Source organism: Stutzerimonas tarimensis, from assembly GCF_042648805.1.
GTDB lineage: Bacteria > Pseudomonadota > Gammaproteobacteria > Pseudomonadales > Pseudomonadaceae > Azomonas > Azomonas tarimensis.
The window spans coordinates 32,971-51,225 of sequence record NZ_JBHRXZ010000016.1 but is presented as its reverse complement, the minus strand read 5'-3'; the positions used below and the strand labels follow the sequence as shown (position 1 = coordinate 51,225).

At 64.7% G+C, this 18,255-nt stretch carries 16 protein-coding genes; 5 read left to right on the top strand and 11 right to left on the bottom strand.

What is annotated here, in order from left to right:
• Positions 1 to 41: 41 nt before the first annotated feature.
• On the bottom strand, positions 42 to 911 hold the full coding sequence (locus ACFOMF_RS05600; RefSeq protein ID WP_386362076.1) for a helix-turn-helix domain-containing protein: 870 nt from the start codon (positions 909 to 911) through the stop codon (positions 42 to 44).
• Between the two features lie 162 nt (positions 912 to 1,073).
• On the opposite strand from ACFOMF_RS05600, the gene pobA reads away from it, so the two are divergent.
• The gene (pobA, locus tag ACFOMF_RS05595) at positions 1,074 to 2,255 is read left to right on the top strand and encodes a 4-hydroxybenzoate 3-monooxygenase (RefSeq protein ID WP_386362073.1); all 1,182 of its coding nucleotides are present in this window, start codon (positions 1,074 to 1,076) and stop codon (positions 2,253 to 2,255) included.
• Between the two features lie 148 nt (positions 2,256 to 2,403).
• Here the strand turns inward: pobA and ACFOMF_RS05590 are convergent, their stop codons facing one another.
• Both ACFOMF_RS05590 and ACFOMF_RS05585 read right to left on the bottom strand, forming a co-directional pair.
• On the bottom strand, positions 2,404 to 3,528 hold the full coding sequence (locus ACFOMF_RS05590) for an NAD(P)-dependent alcohol dehydrogenase (protein WP_386362070.1): 1,125 nt from the start codon (positions 3,526 to 3,528) through the stop codon (positions 2,404 to 2,406).
• Positions 3,529 to 3,719: 191 nt separating this feature from the next.
• Positions 3,720 to 4,460, bottom strand: coding sequence for a siderophore-interacting protein (locus tag ACFOMF_RS05585; RefSeq protein ID WP_386362068.1), 741 nt, complete (start codon positions 4,458 to 4,460; stop codon positions 3,720 to 3,722).
• Positions 4,461 to 4,529: 69 nt separating this feature from the next.
• Here ACFOMF_RS05585 and ACFOMF_RS05580 point away from each other — a divergent pair, with 69 nt between their 5' ends.
• Entirely contained in the window at positions 4,530 to 4,967 is a 438-nt protein-coding gene (locus ACFOMF_RS05580) for a MarR family winged helix-turn-helix transcriptional regulator (protein ID WP_386362065.1), read from the top strand.
• A gap of 159 nt (positions 4,968 to 5,126) precedes the next feature.
• Here ACFOMF_RS05580 and yghX read toward each other — a convergent pair whose 3' ends face one another.
• From yghX to ACFOMF_RS05565, 3 genes are all read right to left on the bottom strand, one after another.
• Entirely contained in the window at positions 5,127 to 6,014 is an 888-nt protein-coding gene (gene yghX / locus ACFOMF_RS05575) for a YghX family hydrolase (RefSeq protein ID WP_386362063.1), read from the bottom strand.
• Between the two features lie 86 nt (positions 6,015 to 6,100).
• Positions 6,101 to 6,778 (bottom strand): DUF4197 domain-containing protein, encoded by a 678-nt coding sequence (locus ACFOMF_RS05570; protein WP_386362060.1) that lies wholly within the window; start codon positions 6,776 to 6,778, stop codon positions 6,101 to 6,103.
• 100 nt (positions 6,779 to 6,878) lie between these two features.
• Entirely contained in the window at positions 6,879 to 7,760 is an 882-nt protein-coding gene (locus tag ACFOMF_RS05565) for a LysR family transcriptional regulator (RefSeq protein ID WP_386362057.1), read from the bottom strand.
• A 102-nt stretch (positions 7,761 to 7,862) separates the two neighbouring features.
• Between ACFOMF_RS05565 and ACFOMF_RS05560 the strand changes: the two genes are divergently transcribed.
• The 3 genes from ACFOMF_RS05560 (at position 7,863) to ACFOMF_RS05550 (ending at position 11,708) form a co-directional block, all read left to right on the top strand.
• On the top strand, positions 7,863 to 8,960 hold the full coding sequence (locus ACFOMF_RS05560; RefSeq protein WP_386362054.1) for an NADH:flavin oxidoreductase/NADH oxidase: 1,098 nt from the start codon (positions 7,863 to 7,865) through the stop codon (positions 8,958 to 8,960).
• Between the two features lie 385 nt (positions 8,961 to 9,345).
• Positions 9,346 to 10,275, top strand: coding sequence for an AEC family transporter (locus tag ACFOMF_RS05555; protein WP_386362051.1), 930 nt, complete (start codon positions 9,346 to 9,348; stop codon positions 10,273 to 10,275).
• Positions 10,276 to 10,298: 23 nt separating this feature from the next.
• The gene (locus ACFOMF_RS05550; RefSeq protein WP_386362048.1) at positions 10,299 to 11,708 is read left to right on the top strand and encodes an MFS transporter; all 1,410 of its coding nucleotides are present in this window, start codon (positions 10,299 to 10,301) and stop codon (positions 11,706 to 11,708) included.
• Here the strand turns inward: ACFOMF_RS05550 and ACFOMF_RS05545 are convergent.
• The 5 genes from ACFOMF_RS05545 to ACFOMF_RS05525 form a co-directional block, all read right to left on the bottom strand.
• Positions 11,661 to 13,403 (bottom strand): FAD-dependent oxidoreductase, encoded by a 1,743-nt coding sequence (locus tag ACFOMF_RS05545; protein ID WP_386362045.1) that lies wholly within the window; start codon positions 13,401 to 13,403, stop codon positions 11,661 to 11,663. The genes ACFOMF_RS05550 and ACFOMF_RS05545 overlap by 48 nt on opposite strands.
• A gap of 146 nt (positions 13,404 to 13,549) precedes the next feature.
• Positions 13,550 to 14,815, bottom strand: a complete 1,266-nt coding sequence (locus tag ACFOMF_RS05540) for an OprD family porin (RefSeq protein ID WP_386362042.1) — start codon at positions 14,813 to 14,815, stop codon at positions 13,550 to 13,552.
• A gap of 119 nt (positions 14,816 to 14,934) precedes the next feature.
• Positions 14,935 to 15,936, bottom strand: a complete 1,002-nt coding sequence (locus tag ACFOMF_RS05535; RefSeq protein ID WP_386362039.1) for a tripartite tricarboxylate transporter substrate binding protein — start codon at positions 15,934 to 15,936, stop codon at positions 14,935 to 14,937.
• 13 nt (positions 15,937 to 15,949) lie between these two features.
• Entirely contained in the window at positions 15,950 to 17,491 is a 1,542-nt protein-coding gene (locus ACFOMF_RS05530) for a tripartite tricarboxylate transporter permease (protein ID WP_386362037.1), read from the bottom strand.
• 10 nt (positions 17,492 to 17,501) lie between these two features.
• Positions 17,502 to 17,966, bottom strand: coding sequence for a tripartite tricarboxylate transporter TctB family protein (locus tag ACFOMF_RS05525; RefSeq protein WP_386362034.1), 465 nt, complete (start codon positions 17,964 to 17,966; stop codon positions 17,502 to 17,504).
• Positions 17,967 to 18,255 lie beyond the last annotated feature (289 nt).

Genomic DNA, 18,255 nt, shown 5'->3' with positions numbered 1-18,255 from the left:
GCCTTGCCTGACCTTCGCTCGGCTGACTTTTCGTACAGGCCCTAGCGTCCGCTGCGAAAGTCGCGCGGCGACATCCCGGTCAGCCGCCTGAAAAAGCGGGAGAAGTAAGCCGGTTCGGAAAATCCAAGTCCGTCCGAGATCTGGCTGACCGTCATCGCGGTGTAGATCAGCTGTCGCTTGGCCTCGAGCAAAAGCCGCTGGTGCAGCACGCCCTGGGCTGTGTGGCCGGTGAAGCGGCGGGCCAGGGTGTTCAGATAGACCGGAGTAATGTCGAGCTGCGCGGCATACTCCTCCACCGAGGGTTGCCGGCAGAAGTCCTGCTCCACAAGACGAGTAAAGGTCGCCAGTAAAGCCTGTGCGCGGCTCGGCCGTTGTTCCTGGCGTACCAGCATCTGCCGGCTCACCCACACCGCCAGCACACCCACCAGGGACTGCAGCAGCAGGTCGCGGGCCGGAGCGGGGGTGCGGTATTCGCGGTCGATCGCCTCGAACAGGGTATTCAGGTACCGCCGGTCCGGCCCGGACCGGTGCAGCCCCGCACTGCGCAACGCCGCTTGTTGCCCATCGAGCGCGGTTTCCAATTGAGCCAGCAGCGGGTTGGCCAGGGTCAGTACATAACCTTCGACCCGTTCGGAAAAGCGAAACCCGTGGATGCACAAAGGCGGCACCACCTGGACTGCCGCCCCGTCGATGCGGGTGCGCACGCCTTCCACTTCAACCTCGGCCCAGCCGCGCCGGATGTAGAGCAGCTGGGTCAGGTCGGCGTGGCGATGCGGGCGGATCTCCCAGTCGTGCAGGCGGCTGCGGTCGGCGATGGATTCGCAGTGCAGCAGGTCCGGGGTGGGCCAGTCGAGGCTGTCACCGTAGAGCTTGAACACCGGGATCGCGGGGCGGGGAACAGAGGGTTTCAAGCGTTGCGCTCCTGTTGTTCGATTACCGAACGGAGTTTGTATAAGTCCAAGTATTGCTTGGCTGGATCCATTATCGCCCAGGTGTTGGAGGACGACCATGGGGGTGTCTCGACAGGGTGTGGCAAGCCGCCGCCCCGACAACAACAAGCGAGGACTCACCCCATGAAAACAGGTGTCGCCATCATCGGTGCCGGCCCGTCTGGCCTGTTGCTCGGCCAGTTGCTGCACAACGCCGGCATTCCCAACGTGATCATCGAACGCCAGACCCCGGAATACGTGCTGAGCCGCATTCGCGCCGGCGTGCTGGAGCAGGGCATGGCCGATCTGATGCGTGAGGCCGGTGTGGCCGAGCGCATGGACCGGGAAGGGCAGGTCCACGAGGGCGTGGAACTGGCCTTTGGTGACCGTCGCGTGCGGATCGATCTCAAGGCGCTGACCGGCGGCGACACGGTGATGGTCTACGGCCAGACCGAAGTCACCCGCGACCTGATGGAGGCGCGCAAGGCCAGCGGTGCCAGTACCTTCTACGCTGTGCAGGACGCGCAGTTGCACGGCCTGAAGGACGACAAACCCTGGGTCACCTTTACCCTGAACGGCGAGTCCGTGCGCCTCGATTGCGACCACATTGCCGGTTGCGATGGCTTCCACGGGGTCTCGCGCAAGAGCATCCCGGCCGAATCGCTGAACGAGTTCGAGCGGGTTTACCCCTTTGGCTGGCTGGGGATGCTGTCTGACACCCCACCGGTCGCCGAGGAGCTGATCTACGCCAACCATGAACGCGGCTTCGCCCTGTGCAGCATGCGCTCGGCCACTCGCTCGCGTTATTACGTGCAGGTGGGGCTGGAAGAGAAGGTGGAGGACTGGTCCGATGAGCGCTTCTGGGACGAGCTCAAGCGCCGTCTACCCGAAGACGTCGCCGCTCGGCTGGTCACCGGCCCGTCGCTGGAAAAAAGCATCGCGCCGCTGCGCAGCTTCGTGGTCGAGCCCATGCAGTATGGCCACTTGTTCCTCGTCGGCGACGCCGCGCATATCGTCCCGCCGACAGGCGCCAAGGGGCTGAACCTGGCGGCCAGCGATGTCAGCACCCTGTATCGCATTCTGCTGAAGGTCTATCGCGAAGGCCGCAGCGACCTGCTGGAACGTTACTCACCGATCTGCCTGCGGCGGGTCTGGAAGGCCGAGCGGTTTTCCTGGTGGATGACGAGCCTGCTGCACCGCTTCCCGGATAACGACGATTTTGCCCGGCGCATTCAGCAGAGCGAGCAGGACTACTTCACCAGCACGCCGGCGGGGTTGACCACCATTGCCGAAAACTACGTGGGGCTGCCGTACGAGGCGGTGTAGTCACCGGCATCGACGCCACGGCCAGCGCCTGTCGGGCAGCAGGAAACCGGCAACCAGGGCGGCCGCCTGCAAGGCCTGAATACGCATGGGGTTGGGCCTTTCTTATTCTCGGGGACTTGAAGGGGGCAGGCGCCCCCTCCAGGTCGGGTCAGGCGCCGATACGGAGAACGGGTTTGAGGGTGACGCCCTTTTCACTGTCCTCTGCGGCTTGGTTGATCGCCTCGAAGGGGTAGAACTTCACCAGCTTGTCGAACGGAAATCGTCCCTGCAGGTAAAGATCCACCAGTTGCGGAATGAACCGCTGGGGCACGCTGTCGCCCTCCACGATTCCACGGATGCTCTTGCCGCCGAGCAGCAGGTCGTTGACGTCGAATTCGGCGGTGGTGCCCAGCGGTGGCGCACCCACCACACCAACACAGCCCAGCCCGCCCAGCGCGTCGACTGCCTGGCGCAGCACCTCCGGGCGACCCGTGGATTCCAGGGCGAAATTGGCGCCACCGGCGGTGATCTCGCGGATCATCGCAACCGGATCGTTCTCGCGACTGTTGATCACATGGGTAGCGCCCAGCTCCAGGGCGAGCTCCAGGCGAGAGGGCACCACATCGACGGCGACGATGGTGGTGGCGCCCGCCACCTTGGCCGCCAGCACGGCGGAAAGCCCGACCGCACCGGCGCCAAAGGTGGCGAAAGAGCTTCCAGGCGTGACTTTCAGCGAATTGATCACCGCGCCGGCACCGGTCTGGATGCCGCAGCCCAGCGGGCCCAGCAGCTCCAGCGGTGCTTCCTTGGTGACCCTGACCGCATTGTTCTCCCGGCTGATGGCGTAGGTCGCAAACGACGATTGCGCGAAGAAGTGATCGTGCAGCGCCTCGCCGCTGGCATCCTGCAGGGCCGTATCACCCTGGGGATCGGTACCGCTGAAGTTGCGGTCGAAGAATTCCTTGCAGTAGGCCGCATGGCCGCCGGCGCATGGGAGACAATGACCGCAGTAGCCATAGGACATCACCACATGGTCGCCGACCGACAACCCGCGAACCAGCGGCCCCACGGCCTCGACCACCCCGGCGCCCTCATGGCCGAGCACGGCTGGCAGGGGAACGGGGTAATACTGATCGCGTACGATCATGTCGGTATGGCACATGCCGGTCGCGACGACGCGAACCAGCACCTCGTCGTCCTTCGGCGCGCGGATGCGGGCTGGCTCGATGGTGAATGGCGCGCCCTTGGCGCGGGTGACGGCTGCCTTGATGTCACGAAAGGTGGTATCGCTCATTACTATATCTCCTGGTAGTCAAAGACCTCTTCATGAAATACCGAGCGCTGCTGAGCACCGTGGGCTGAAAGAGCAGACCCTGGTATTCGCCGCCGGTTTCCAGACGGGCTCCAGCCTTCTGAGCCGCCTGGACGATGCGCAGGGCGTTGTCCAGCGGCTGGACAGTTTGCGGTCCAGGCTTCCTAGGCTGCTCAGGCAGTCAGGTCTTCGTGGTGATCGGCGACGCCCAGTCGCCAGTAGGCGGCGACCCGCATGGCCTCCTTCGGATGGCCTTTCTCGTCGGCCAGTACGGCGCGTACCCGGGCCATGATCGAGGCTTCACCGGCGCCCCAGGCGAAGCCCTCGCCGGAGGGCAGCTCCAGGCTGCGAACGGCTTCGACCAGCGCGTCGGGGTTCTCCAGCCACTGCACCTGCAGCTCGGAGCGGCTGTGCAGGTCGCGCCTGTCGGCAGCGCCCTCCTGCAACGCCAGCACGATGGCGCGGGTGCCGGCGGACAGTTCTTCCAGGCGCCGGGTAATGGCTGGAAGGGCGGTGGCGTCGCCGATCAGCAGGTGCCAGTCGTAGTCTGCCGGGATGATCATCGAGCCCCGCGGACCAGCGATCACCGCAGGCTGACCCACCGCGGCGCGCTGTGCCCAAGTGGAAGCCTGGCCGTCGCCGTGCAGGGCGAATTCGATGGTCAGTTCCCGTCTGGCCGGGTCGAAGTGGCGTGGGGTGTAGTCGCGGCGGATGGTTTCACCGGTGGCATCCTCGAACATGAACTTGACGTGGTCGTCGAACGAGGCGGAGAGAAAGCCATCGAGCGTCTCGCCGGTAAAGGTGACGGCAACAAAACTGTCACCCAGTGGCGCGACGCGGCTCACCGTCACCTCGCGCCGGTGCAGCTCGTGGCGAACCCGCTGGACACGGCGCATCGGGTTGGAAACTTGCATATACTGGGCTCCTGTATATGGTTGATCAGGTCAACCAATTTTAATGTAACAGTTGATAAAGTCAACAAGATGACCGACCTCGCCGAAGACGTTTTCGAATCCATCCATGCCGTCATGCATCTGTACCGCTCGCGGCAATACCGCATCCTGCGCGATGGCCCCCATGAACTGACCCACATGGAAAACAAGGTGCTGGGGTTCTTCCATCGACACCCTGGCGCTACCCTCAGCGACCTGGTCATTTATTCAGGCCGCGACAAGGCGCAGGTGGCACGCCTGATCAAGAGCCTGAAGGACCGGGCCTTTCTCGAAGGCCAGGCCGCCAAGAGCGACAGGCGCAGCGTCATGCTGCGCCTGACGGCGGCAGGGGAAGCGGTGCACCGCGCGCTGCAGGAGCAGGGCCGCTTCCTGTCGGGCATCGCGGTGTCCGGTCTGAGCGAGGATGAATGCCGGACGCTGGTGTCACTGCTGGATCGCATCCGTCACAACCTGGATGAGCCCGCCTAGCTCGCTGCAGCGCCCCTAGGGCCTGTACGAAAAGTCAGCCGAGCGAAGGTCAGGCAAGGCGAAAAACGGCGAGGAAGCGGAGTTTACTAGTCGTAAATGAGCATTCCGAGCCGCTTTTCAACGCAGCATGACCGAGCGCAGGCACTTTTCGTACAGAGCCTAGGCCAGATGGCGGCGAAACCACTCCAGGGTTCGGTCCCAGGCCAGCTTGGCAGCGGCTTCGTCATAGCGAGGCGTGGAATCGTTGTGGAAGCCATGGTGGGTGCCGGGATAGAGGTACGCCTCGTAGGTGATCCCTGCGTCTTTCAGGGCCTTTTCATAGGCGGGCCAGCCTTCGTTGATCCTGGGGTCGGTTTCGGCGTAGTGCAGCAGCAGTGGCGTTTTGATGCGCGGAACGTCCTCGATCCTGGCCTGACGGCCATAGAAGGGCACCGCGGCACCCAGCTCCGGATAGGCCACCGCTGCTGCATTGGCCACGCCGCCGCCATAGCAGAACCCGGTGATGCCGACCTTGCCGGTGGTGGACTCATGGGCCAGCAGCCATTCGATCGCGGCGAAAAAGTCGTTCATCAGCTTCTCGGGATCGACGGTCTGCTGCAGTTCGCGGCCCCTGTCGTCATTGCCCGGATAACCGCCTACCGATGACAGCCCATCCGGGGCGAGGGCGACGAACCCGGCCTTGGCCACACGCCGGGCGACATCCTCGATGTAGGGGTTGAGCCCTCGGTTCTCATGGGCGACCACCACGCCCGGGACCTTGCCGCTGACGTTGGCCGGGCGTACCAGGTAGGCTCGGACCTCTCCATGGCCGTTGGGGGAGGGGTAGGCGATGTATTCCGGAATGATCTCCGGGTCGGTGAAGTCCACCTGCCGGGCCAGTGCGTAGTCTGGCAGCAGGCTGTCGAGCAGCGTGGTGGCGGTGAGCCCGCACAGGGTAAAGGCCGCGGCCCGGTCGAGGAATTCCCGGCGGCTGAGCTTGCCGTGGGCATAGAAGTCGTAGAGCTCCAGCAGCTCGGGATCGAAATCTTTGGCGGTCAGGCGAACCATGGTGTCTCCTTGCAGGGGCGTCTTTTGAGGAGAAAGGAAGCAGGGTGATGTATGAGTCGCCGGAGGCGCATTGAATGACGTCGCGTTCAAAGCGCCCCGAACACCTTTTTCGCCAGCCCGGTCGCGGCGGCCGCCGGGTTCTCGCGGATGGTCGCCTCCTGCCTGGCGATCACCTCGAACAGGCCGTCCAGCGCCTGCTCGGTGACGTAGCCTTCGATGTTCGCGCTTTTGGCATCCAGCGCGCCGAAGGAGGCGGCTCTGCCGGCGAAGGTGTTGTACTGCTGGGCCAGGCCGACCTGGTCGGTCGCCTGTTTGACGATGGGCAGAAAGCGCGTGCGGATCTGCTCGCGGCTGGTGCGGGAAAGGTACGTCGTGGCCGCGTCCGGCGGGCCGGAGAGGATGCTCTTGGCATCGGCGAGGGTCATCTGCCGCACCGCGTCCAGCAGCAGCGCCTCGGCTTCGGGAACCGCCGCCTCCGCTGCGCGGTTCATGCTGGCTTCCAGTTGTTCGACCTGCGCGCCCATGCCCATCCGCTTCATGGTACCTGCTACCTTGCCGAGATTTCCCGGCAGTCCGATGCGTAGCGCAGGATCGTCGCTGAAGCCGCCCGGCCGGCCGAGCTGCTGCACGGCAACCTGGGCGCCCTGGCTCAGGGCATCGCGCAGTCCAGCGTTGGCGTCGCTCTGGGTCAGGTCGGCGAGGGACAGGGCAAGGGCGTTGGCGCTGAGCGCGAGCCCGGCGATCAGGGCGGTGAAACGGCGCATGGTGGCGGTCCTGGTTGAAGGGTACAGGTTGATCATAGCCGGGGCCCGGCAAGCATGACGAGTAGCCCGGGGCAGGGCGTCCGCTGACGCGGCTCCTTGGCTATGGGGCAAGGCGCTGCAGGCGTGCCGCCAGGGTTTCGGCGACCTGCCGGGCCCGGCTGGAGAGCGGCCATTCGGCGCGGTGGATCAGCCAGAGCTTGTCCACCACAGGGCGACCGCATTCGATGACCGATATCGCCTCCTGCCGGGCGAATGCCTGGCGGGCGTAGCGAGGCAGGACGGTAAAGCCGAGGCCGCGGGCAACCGGTTCGAGGATCAGCCCGACCTGGTTGCTGAAGCCGCGCATGGGCAGGCTGCGGATCCCCGGATGGCCTGGGAAGCGCCGGCTCAGCAGGCGGCCGGCCATGGCCTGGCCGTCGGGGTGGTCGATGAAGCCCAGGCGCACCAGGTCGGCCCATGCGTGGGCCTCGTATCCGGCCGGCACCACCAGCTCCAGCGGCTCTTCGGCGAACAGGCGCGCCGTCAGCCGCGGGTCGTCGGGCTTGCTGCTGGTCAGGCCCAGCTCGTAGCGGTTGCCAAGTATCGCGTCGACGACCTCGCGGTCGGGTGCGAAGCGGTGCCGCACCGACAGCCCGGGGCTGGCCTGCTGGATGTCCAGCAGGGCGGGGTAGAGCACCAGACCGATGCTGCCCGGACTGATCAGGCTGATCTCGCCGTGCTCGGCGTCGCTTTCGCTCAGTTGCAGGCGCAGGCGCTGCTCGGCCGCCGCCACCTCCTGGGCATAGGCCAGCAGCGCCTCGCCGGCCGGGGTCAGTTCCAGCTGCCGCGGCCGGCGGATCAGCAGCGGCCCGAGTTCGGCTTCCAGATGCCGAACGTGCTGGCTCACCGCCGCCTGGGTCAGGCCGAGCCGGTCGGCGCTGCGGGTGAAGTGCCTGACCTCGGCAAGCGTGGTGAAGGTGCGCAGCCATTGGGGGTTTAGCATAAGCATCTCTTATCAAGTCGATAACGCGGCCGTGGTTCTCATTATGAATAGATACGCCTACCCTGTCGCCATTCCCAATCCCTTCAGACCCCAGGAGCATCCATGCCCGCCCTGTTTTCCCCGTTTCACCTGAAAGACGTCACCCTGCGCAACCGCATCGCCATCCCGCCGATGTGCCAGTACAGCGCCGTGGACGGCTACACCAACGCCTGGCACTTCGACCACTACGCCGGGCTCGCTCGCGGCGGCGCCGGGCTGGTGATCGTCGAGGCCACCGCCGTGTCACCGGAAGGCCGCATCACCCCCGGCTGCACCGGCCTGTGGGATGACGCCCAGGCCGAAGGCATGGCGCGCATCGCCGCGTCCATCAAGTCCTATGGTGCGGTGCCGGGCATCCAGATCGCCCATGCCGGACGCAAGGCCAGCGCCAACCGTCCGTGGGAAGGCGACGACCACATCGCAGAGGGTGAGCCGAGCGGCTGGCAGACCCTCGCGCCCTCGGCGGTCGCCTTCGGTCACCACCTGCCCAAGGTGCCCCAGGCCATGACGCTGGACGACATCGCCCGGGTCAGGGACGACTTCGTCGCCGCCGCCCGCCGTGCCCGCGATGCCGGATTCGAGTGGCTGGAGCTGCATTTCGCCCACGGCTACCTGGCCCAGAGCTTCTTCTCGGCCCACAGCAACCGGCGCAGCGATGCCTATGGCGGCAGCTTCGAAGGGCGTAGCCGTTTCCTCCTGGAAACCCTTGCTGCGGTGCGCGAGGTATGGCCCGAGCACCTGCCACTGACCGCCCGCTTCGGGGTGATCGAGTACGACGGACGCGACGAACAGACCCTGGCCGAGTCCATCGAGTTGGTACGCGCCATGCGCCGCGGCGGGCTCGACCTGCTCAATGTCAGCGTCGGCTTCACCATCGCCGAGACGAACATTCCCTGGGGGCCCGCGTTCCTCGCTCCCATCGCCGAACGGGTCGGCCGCGAAGCGGAGCTGCCGGTGGCCACGTCCTGGGGCATCGACACCCCGGCGCTGGCCGAGGGGGTGATCGCCGCCGGGCAGATGGATCTGGTGATGGTGGGCCGCCGCCACCTGGCCAACCCGCACTGGTCGCTGGAAGCCGCCCAGGCGCTGAAGGTCGAGAAACCCACCTGGGTGCTGCCGGCGCCTTACGCGCACTGGCTTGAGCGTTACCGGGCCAACTGATGGCTATGGCGGCGCCGGGCGGATTGCGAAGACGGTCCTGAAGCGGCAACGCAGCCCTTCTCCAGACAGAGCTCGTCTGCCACCGGAATCCGGATGGCAGGCAAGACCGTCGTAGCCGGCTCTGACCACCGGCGCTGGCGGTCGACCACTATTCGCCTGCTTGTAATTGCTTTGCTCATAACCGGGTGGTTATGAACGTCGGCATTCATTTCATTTTTATCCTGCGGCAGGGTGCCGCACACTCTGCTGTGCTGTCTTGCCTGCACCTGCCCGGGCCCTCGTGCGGACAGGTGCAGGGTGCGGGACGCCTTTGCATCCCGCTGCGGGCGGTTGCGCTGGCGCCAGCCTGCCGCGCATCCCGAACCCCTCTGTCTGTGAGCCCTCCATGTTGGCGATCCTCGGTATTACGGCTCCGATCTTCATCCTGATCGGCATCGGCTTTCTCTGCTGCTCCGGGGGGATCGTCAGCCGCGAGCAGGCCGGCGGCATGGGACGCTTCGTGATCACCCTTGCGCTTCCGGCCCTGGTCATCAAGGCGCTGCTGGAGCATCCGCTCGAGGCGGTGATCAACTGGAACTACATGCTGGCGTACGGTGCGGGTTCGTTGGCGTCCTTTGCCGTCGGCTATGCCATTGCCCGCTGGGGGCGCCGGGACAGCCCTGGCGGAGCAGCCCTGGCCGGGCTCGGCAGCTCCGTCTCCAACAGCGGATTCGTCGGCTACCCGATCGTCGTGATGGTGATCGGCTCACCTGCGGCGGTGGCGCTGGCCCTGGGCATGATGATCGAGAACCTGCTGATGATCCCGCTGGCGCTGACGATTGCGGAGCTTGGGCGGAGGCAGGATGGCTCGGTCTGGCAGGCTCTCGGCGGCACCCTTCGCAATCTCGTACGCCACCCGGTATTGATTGCCATCACCATCGGCATGGTCCTGGCCATCCTCGATATCCGTCCGCCAGCGGTGCTCATGCGGGTCATCGAGATGCTTGCCATGGCATCTGCTCCTGTGGCCCTGTTCGTCATCGGGGCCAGCCTGACCGGCCTCAAGGTCGGCGCGATGTATACCGACATGGCCCAGCTTGCAGTGGGCAAATTGCTGTTCCACCCGTTGCTGGTGATGGCCTGCTTCCTGCTGTTCCCGGTAGACGATCCCGGGCTGCGCATGGCGGGGGTGCTGATGGCGGCCGCTCCGATGATGAGCATCTTCCCGATCCTCGGGGCCCGCTACGGGCTGGAAGGCCGATGCGCCGCGGCATTGGTGGCGACCACCGTGGTGTCCTTTCTCAGCATCAGCCTGTTCCTGTGGCTGCTGCATTAGGCGACGCGTTGGGAGAAAAATCCGTGGCCACTCCTGAACCATCCGCTCCGGCGGCCCCACTGTCACCCCATACCGCCCTGCTGGTGGCCGGGGCGTTCTTCATGGAAAACCTCGATGCCACGGTAATCGTGACCGCGCTGCCGCAAATCGCCGCGTCCTTCGGCGTGGCACCGGTCGACGTGAACATCGGCATTACCGTTTACGTACTGGCGATGGCCATGTTCATTCCGGCCAGCGGCTGGGTGGCCGACCGCTTCGGCCACCGTCGGGTGTTCTGCGCGGCTCTCGTGGTTTTTACCTTGGCTTCGCTGGGCTGCGCCTTGTCGACTTCGCTCTGGCAATTCACCGCCGCCCGGGCGCTTCAAGGCATGGCGGGCGCGATGATGGTGCCGGTAGGGCGACTCACCGTGCTCAGGCATACCGACAAGCGCGATCTGGTCAGGGTCATCGCGCTGCTGACCTGGCCCGGGCTGGTGGCGCCGGTGATAGGACCGCCGTTGGGCGGGGCGATTGCCACCTACGCGACCTGGCACTGGATCTTCCTGCTGAACCTGCCCCTCGGGTTCCTGGCCTTCTGGTTGGCCCTGCGGCTGATCCCGGCGCACCGGGAACCCGACCAGCGTCGCTTCGACCGTGCGGGTTTTCTATGGGCCGCGAGCGGATTGCTCGTTGGACTCTGTGCGCTGGAAATACTGGGACATGGGGCCGGTGACGCGGTATGGCCTGCACTGGGCCTGGGGCTGAGCGTGCTGGCGCTGGGCATGTGCTATCGCCATTGCAGGCGCAGCCCGTTGCCGTTGCTGCGCCTGGAAGTGCTGCACATCCGGACGCTCGGCGTGACCATGGGGGGTGGCCTGGTGTTTCGTGCGGTGGTTGGCGCGCTGCCGTTCCTGCTGCCGCTGATGTTCCAGCTGCGCTTCGGCTACGACGCCTTCACGGCAGGGATGCTGGTACTGGCGGTGTTCGCCGGCAATATCGGCATGAAAGCGATGACGGGCGCAGTGTTGCGGCGCTACGGCTTTCGCCGTGCGCTGGCTGGCAGCGGGCTGGTGCTGCTGGCGGCCGTGATGGGCTGCGCGATGATCAGCGCAGAGACACCGCTGGCAGTGGTGGTGGCTCTGCTGGTCATCGCCGGCATGGCACGCTCCATGGGCTACACAGGCTACGCCACTCTCGCGTTCGCCGATGTGCCCACCCAGCAGATGGCTACTGCCAACATCCTGTTCAGCATGAGCCACCACCTGGCGGTGGCCATCGGCGTGGCGCTGACGGCGGTGTCGCTGCGTCTGGGCGAGGGCTGGCTGGGCATTCCCGGTGGGGAGTTCCTGCTGGCCTGGCTGGTACTGGCCGTCCTTACCGTCCTGTCGCTGCTCGATCTGTTGCGTTTACCCGCCGACGCCGGGGCGCTGGTCAGTCGGCAGGGGCGCAGCTGATACCCCGGCGGCGTGGCGACCCGCGACGTAACCGAAGGTCATCGCCGGCCCCAGATTGATCCCTCCGGACGGGTAGTGGCCACCCATCACGCTGGCCATGTCGGTGCCCGCCGCGTAGAGCCCGACAATCGGCTCGCCAGAAGCGTTCAGCACCTGGGCATGACCATTGGTGCGCAACCCGGCAAAGGTGCCGAAGCAGCCGGGCTCCACCTTCACGGCATAGAAGGGGCCCTGTTCGATGGGCGCGACGCAGGGGTTCGGGCCATCATGCAGCGCTTGAGGGGCGCCCATCTTGCGGTTATAGAGGGTGGAGCCTCGGCCGAAAGCCGGGTCCTCGCCATGCCGTGCGTGGCGATTGTAAGCGGTGATGGTGTCGGCGAGTCCGGTCGGGTCGATGCCGCATGCCTGGGCCAGCGCCTCCAGCGTGCGGCCACGCTTTAGATATCCCGAGCGCAGCACCGGGCCGAGCGGCACCGGGAAGGGGCGGGCAAAGCCCAGGCCGAAGCGGCGCTGGCAACGATGGTCGCAGACCAGCCAGGACTCCACCGGCTGCCCTTCGGGCACCGCCTCGACCATGGCCGAGACATAATCGTAGTAACCATCGGCCTCGTTGCAGAAGCGTTTGCCATTGGCCAGCACGCCAATTACGCCCGGCTTGGCGCGGTCGATGATGTGGGGGAAATGGCCGGTCCGCCCGTGGCCCATGGGCAGCCGCGAAACTGGCGCCCAAGCGACCGGCGAGGCGAGGTCGGTTTCCAGCACGCCGCCAGCCGATTCGCCAAGGTTTATGCCTTCGCCGTTGCAGGCCAGGGGCGGCAGGGCCAGATGCTCGTGACCGGTGGGGGTTCGGGGGAACAGCGCCTTGCGACGAGCAATGTCGTTGGGAAAGCCGCCGGCGGCGAGAATCACCGCGCCGGCGCGAACCTGCACCTCGCCGTCGGGCCTGCCCAGCACGGCGCCACCGACCTTGCCGTTTTCCATCAACAGGCGCTGGGCGGGGGAGGATTCCCACAGCTGCACGCCCAGCTCCTCGGCGGACTTGGCCAAGCGGGCGACCAGTGCGGTGCCGTTGACCAGTTGCATGGCTCGGCCATGGCGTGCCAGGTCGTACAGGTGCCGGCCGAAGCGGCGGGCCACATGTACGGCGGAGCGCGGAGAGCGGGTCATCGTCAGGAAGGCGGTCAGGTCTGCACCGGCCATGATAGGCATGCCCAGAAACGAGGTTTCCGCCATGGTGGTGCGCAGACGGCGAATCAACGGGCCCAGCTCGCACCCATCATAGGGGGCTGCGATGACCTGATGGCCTTGGGTGCCGGCGCCAGGCAAGTGGCCATGAATGTCCGGGATGCCGTTGCCGTCGGCGAACTGTAGTCGAGTATGCTGCTCGAAGAATGCCACCATCGGGCCACAGTGATCGAGAAAGGCCTCGACCCGCTCGCTGTCGTATCGCTCACCCACCGCATGTTTTAGAAAGGTACGGGGTTGCTGGGGATCCTCGTGGATGCCGGCTCGGCGGGCGAGGGGGTTGCCGGGGACCCACATCCAGCCGCCAGACCAGGCGGTTGCGCCACCGAAAACCGGCTCCTTTTCAGCCAGAATCACCCGTTGGCCATGCCAGGCGGCGGTCACCGCGGCGGCAAGCCCGGCTGCACCGGAGCCGATCACCAGCACATCGCATGTTTGGCTATCTGGCATGAACACACTCCTGATAATTGTTATGGAACGCTGTTCCAATAATATCGAAAGGGGCTTTCCGATGCCAGCAGAGACGCCGGCGGGTCGCAAAAAAAGACCCGCCATCAGGCGGGCCAAATTCTGGGAGGGTGAAACGGGGCGATGCTTCAGAACAGGTTGAGCGGGTACTGCGCGATCAGGCGGTGCTCGTCAAAGCTGGCGTTGGGGTTCCAGTCCCGACGCATGCTCGACTGACGCCAGCGCAGGGTCAGGTCTTTCATCGCGCCACTCTGGAACACATAGGCCAGTTCGGATTCGCGACCCCACTCCTTGCCGTCATCGGTGGCAGCGTTCTGCACGTTGTCGCCACTGATGTAGCGGGTCATGAAGGTCAGACCGGGAACCCCCATGGCGGTAAAGTTGTAGTCGTAGCGCACCTGCCAGGAGCGCTCGTTGGCGTTGTCATAGCTTGAGTTGTAGCTGTCGTTGGCCAGCGTGCCGCCGCTGGTGCCATTGACGCGCATCCACCCGGTATCGCCACTGACCTTCTGCAGGCCGAGGTAGACGGTATGGCCACCGCTTTGCAACCCAAACAGGCCTGACCAGGTACGGTTATCCAGTTCCCCACCGCGGGCGGCGCCTTCATCCTTGCCGGTGAAGTAGCCGAGGTTGGCGGTCAGTGCCACATTTTCGGTAAACGGCTGGGTATGCAGCAGTTGCAGGTAGCTCTGCTGATACACGTCTTCCAGGCGCGCATGCCAGGCGCCGACCCGGGTCTGCGGCGTGAGTTGGTATTCGGCTCCGACGAAGTTGAAGCGATCGGACCAGGCATTGGCGTCGCCGAACAGGGTCATGTCGTCCATGCTCGCGCTTTCACGGGGGCTGTTCTGGCGCATCTGGCCGCCATGCAGGGTCAGGCCATCGAGCTCGCTTGACGTCACCATCGCGCCGCGGAAGGTCTGGGGCAGGGATCGGCCGTCGTCGGAGCGCAGAATCGGCAACGCCACCACCCACTCACCGATCCGCGCTTCGGTGTTGGACAATTTTGCCTTGGCCGCCACCGCGAAGCGGCCAAAATCATCGGCCGGCTGGCCGTTGTTCACCGGCAGTAGCTGGGTCCCTGCGGTTCCGCCGCCGCCATCGAGTTTGATCGAGGTCATGGCCAGTACGTCCAGACCGAAGCCTACCGTGCCTTCGGTGTAGCCGGACTTGAAGTTGTAGATGAAGCTCTGGGTCCATTCCTCGGCCTTGCTGCGGGAGGCGTCGTCATCGAAATCGCGGTTGATGTAAAAATTGCGCAGCAACAGGGCGTTGGTACTGTCGTCGATGAAAGCGGCCTGGGCGCCTGTGCTCAGGGCACCGATGGACAGCCCGCCGGTGATGGCGATGGCAAACGGAGTGAGAACGGCGCGGCGAGGGTTGAAGATCGTCATGTTGTTGTTTTTCCCTGGGTGGCTCGACGTTTTTTACAGGCACAAGACTCCCACTCCGCCTGGGCGGACGCTTTCAACAGAGAAGGAGGGGGCCGGGCCCGGGAGGGGCCCGGTGGAACTCAGGGTTTGGGGATGCCCAGGCTGTCCGGGGACGTCTCGGTGGCACCCGCTTCGTACAGCGACCAGGTGGTCACCGACTGCCAGCGATCCAGATACTCTTTGGTTTCATCACCCGTCATGTTCAACGGGAGGGCGCCCAACTCCGTCAGGAAGGTCTGGAACTCTTCCTTGGCGACGGCCTTGGAAAAAGCCTCGGTCAGCTTCTGCTTGGCTTCTTCAGGTACATCCGGGCGCACCCAGACGCCCCAGAACGGCCCCCACGGCAGGAACTTCTCCATTGCCGGCAGGGCATCGGTGATGGGCGCAACGCCTGGCAGCGCGGGAACTTCCTCGGCCGATACCACTGCCAGGCCCTTCAGCTTGCCGCTGCGAATCATCTCGCGGCCGGCAATCAGGCTCAGCGGCATGAAGTCCAGATGGCCACCAAGCATCGCGGTGATCCCCGGGCCGTCGCCGGCGAAGGTCACTTCGCGAACCTTCAGTTCATCGACCGCTTCGATCATCGCATGCACCGAACCCGGCAGGCCGCCCGCGCCAGTCACGCCCATGCGCAGGGTGTTGGGCTTCTCTTTCGCTGCGGCAAGCAGCTCTTCGAGGCTGTCAAAAGGGCTGTTGGCTGGTGCGGCGATGACCGCAACGTTCTGGCCTATGACGTTGATGGTATGGAAATCGCTGTAATCGAATTTCGCCAGGCCCAGCAGCGGATAAAGCTGGGCGTTTTCTGCAGCGAGCAGCACCGTGTGGCCATCCGGGCGCTGCTGCAGGACATAGTTGCTGCCGATTACACCCGTGCCACCGGTACGATTGTTGATGATGAACTTGCCGCCAAGCTCCTGCTCGACATGGGGGATAAGGCTGCGCATGACGATGTCAGTGGCACCGCCGGCGCCCCAGGGCACCACCGCCTGGATGTTGCGCTGCGGATACTGCGCGTGGGCCGGCAGAGCCAGTCCGACGGCGACTGCAGTGAGGGTGAGGCTGGCGAGGAATTTCTTGATCATCTGGATGACTCCATTACTTTTTGTTGTCGGCATGCTGCGATGATGAGGCGCTGGCAGAGGGGGCCCGGCGTTTCATGATCTTGCTCTTGAGCGGTGTGTTGCCAAGAAGAATCAGGACCAGGCCGGTGGTGAGCAGTAGCGACAGCGGGTTGCTGACAAGCGAGGCCAGGAATGCCAGCCAGTCATCGCCCACCGAGGACATGGCCTGGCGGTACGAGGTGTCCATCATCGGGCCCAGGATTACACCGAGGATGATCGGCCCCATCTGAAAACCGAAAGTCTTGAGGAAATAGCCTGCAACGCCGAAGCCGAGCATCCAGAACACTTCCATCATGCTGCTGTTGATCGAGTAGGTCCCCACGGTGCACAGCATCAGAATCAGCGGAATCAGGATGGCCTTGGGGATCTCCACCATCTTGGCGAACAGCTTGATACCCATCAGCCCGAAGATCAGCAGGAAGATGTTGGCCAGTGCCAGGTTGCCTACGGTGAACCAGAAGATATGCGGTGTTTCCACCATCAGCATGGGCCCGGGGTTCAGTCCGTGGATCACGAGTGCACCGATGATCACTGCGGTGACCGCGTCACCCGGCATGCCCAGGGTCAGCATCGGTACATAGGCGCCACCGACAGCGGAACTGTTGGCCGTTTCCGGTGCGATCAGTCCTTCGTAAGCGCCTTCGCCGAAGGGGCGGGTGGGGTTCTTCACCGAGCGTTTGGCGTGGTCGTACGCCATCAGTGCAGCGATGTCGCCGCCGACGCCCGGCAGCACACCGATCACCGTCCCCATGATCGAGGTGCGGATCGACAATGGAAGGAATTTCAGCACCATGGCGAAGGACGGGATGATCTTGTCGACCTTCTGCTTGACCGACGCGACGTGCATGTTGTGCAGCATGCCCAGTGCCTCCGCGACGCCGAACAGGCCGATCATCACCACCACGTAATGGATGCCACCCATCAGCTCGATGGTGCCCAGGGTGAAGCGTCCTTCTGCGGTTACAGGGTCCATGCCGACCATGCCGATGATGGCGCCCAGTGCTGCGGCGAAGATGCCCTTGGCCAGCGAGCCCTTGGCGAGGCTCCCCACCAGCAGGAGGCCGATGCCCGCGATCAGAAAGTAGTCGCGTGGTGCGAACTTGAGTGCCAGGTCACCGATCACCGGGGCGGCGGTCGCCAGTACCAGCACGCCGATCAGGCCACCGATTACCGACATCACTGTACTCAGGCCGATGGCGCGTCCGGCCTCGCCCATCTTCGCCAGAGGGTAGCCATCAAAGGCGGTCGCCACAGACGAAGGGGCGCCCGGGATGTTCAGCAGGATTGCGCTGCGCGAGCCGCCATAGACGCCGCCGATGTAGATGCCGACGATCAGCGCCAGGGCCTGGTTGACCTCCCAGCCAAAGGTAAAGGAAACGAGGATGGAGACCGCCATGGTCACCGACAGGCCCGGTATGGCGCCGATGTAGATGCCGGCGAGTGTGCCGAGAGCAGTCAGCGCCAGCAGGCCTGGATCAAACCAGGCCATGGTGAAATAGGAAAAGGCTTCAGTCATGGCAGTTGCCTCAGGGCAGGTAGACGCTGAACACGAGGGTGAACAGCAGATACACCATCAGAATGGCAAGGGCACTGACCGCCAGTGACAACGCGATACCTCCGCGGCGCAGATAGAGGATGGATGCGACCAGGAAGACAAAGGTGCTGATATAGAAGCTGACCCAGGTCATCGAGACCAGATAGCCCACTGCCATCGCTACGAAGCCGAGCACCTGGGGCGGGAAGTGATCCTTGCAGAACTTCCGTATCGCAGCGAAGCCCCTTTCTTCCGGAGCGCGACGAGCCAGCGCTTCCACCACGCACCAGAGGCTCGACACGAGCATGATCAGACTCACGCCCAACGGAAAGGCGCCGGCTGAATTGATCGAGGAGAAGCCGGAGATCTGATAGGCGAGATAGCCGACGGCGAAACTCAGTAGCAGCATCACCACGGCAAAGGCGAGTTCGCCTACGAGGCGGGGCTTCGGGGGCATGGGGCGCTCCGTAACACGAGGTTGAGCCTGCGGAATGTACCGCTCGGCAGTCGTCCGGGCACTATGCATGGTCGCCACCGGTTCGAGCGACTGGAGAAGGGCGAGTGGCGGAGAGAGACGCCCACTTGACGAAGAGGGGACGCCGACCTGCGGGCAAACAGGTGTGGTTGCAGTAGGACATGCAAGGAACCTTCTTGTTATGTGAACGTTGTAGTTGTTTGCAGGCGGTTCGACCTGGTGAGCCAATCTTGCGAGCACTCTCGGGCTTTCGCAATTGTGCGTAGTCGAT

What these genes read in the sequence shown, in the direction of transcription:
- ACFOMF_RS05555 (WP_386362051.1), top strand. Translation starts at nt 9,346, where the DNA reads ATGTTGGCGATCCTCGGTATTACGGCTCCGATCTTCATCCTGATCGGC.
- ACFOMF_RS05590 (WP_386362070.1), bottom strand. Translation starts at nt 3,528, where the DNA reads ATGAGCGATACCACCTTTCGTGACATCAAGGCAGCCGTCACCCGCGCC.
- ACFOMF_RS05585 (WP_386362068.1), bottom strand. Translation starts at nt 4,460, where the DNA reads ATGCAAGTTTCCAACCCGATGCGCCGTGTCCAGCGGGTTCGCCACGAG.
- yghX (WP_386362063.1), bottom strand. Translation starts at nt 6,014, where the DNA reads ATGGTTCGCCTGACCGCCAAAGATTTCGATCCCGAGCTGCTGGAGCTC.
- ACFOMF_RS05530 (WP_386362037.1), bottom strand. Translation starts at nt 17,491, where the DNA reads ATGACTGAAGCCTTTTCCTATTTCACCATGGCCTGGTTTGATCCAGGC.
- ACFOMF_RS05570 (WP_386362060.1), bottom strand. Translation starts at nt 6,778, where the DNA reads ATGCGCCGTTTCACCGCCCTGATCGCCGGGCTCGCGCTCAGCGCCAAC.
- ACFOMF_RS05545 (WP_386362045.1), bottom strand. Translation starts at nt 13,403, where the DNA reads ATGCCAGATAGCCAAACATGCGATGTGCTGGTGATCGGCTCCGGTGCA.
- pobA (WP_386362073.1), top strand. Translation starts at nt 1,074, where the DNA reads ATGAAAACAGGTGTCGCCATCATCGGTGCCGGCCCGTCTGGCCTGTTG.
- ACFOMF_RS05535 (WP_386362039.1), bottom strand. Translation starts at nt 15,936, where the DNA reads ATGATCAAGAAATTCCTCGCCAGCCTCACCCTCACTGCAGTCGCCGTC.
- ACFOMF_RS05560 (WP_386362054.1), top strand. Translation starts at nt 7,863, where the DNA reads ATGCCCGCCCTGTTTTCCCCGTTTCACCTGAAAGACGTCACCCTGCGC.
- ACFOMF_RS05540 (WP_386362042.1), bottom strand. Translation starts at nt 14,815, where the DNA reads ATGACGATCTTCAACCCTCGCCGCGCCGTTCTCACTCCGTTTGCCATC.
- ACFOMF_RS05565 (WP_386362057.1), bottom strand. Translation starts at nt 7,760, where the DNA reads ATGCTAAACCCCCAATGGCTGCGCACCTTCACCACGCTTGCCGAGGTC.
- ACFOMF_RS05580 (WP_386362065.1), top strand. Translation starts at nt 4,530, where the DNA reads ATGACCGACCTCGCCGAAGACGTTTTCGAATCCATCCATGCCGTCATG.
- ACFOMF_RS05525 (WP_386362034.1), bottom strand. Translation starts at nt 17,966, where the DNA reads ATGCCCCCGAAGCCCCGCCTCGTAGGCGAACTCGCCTTTGCCGTGGTG.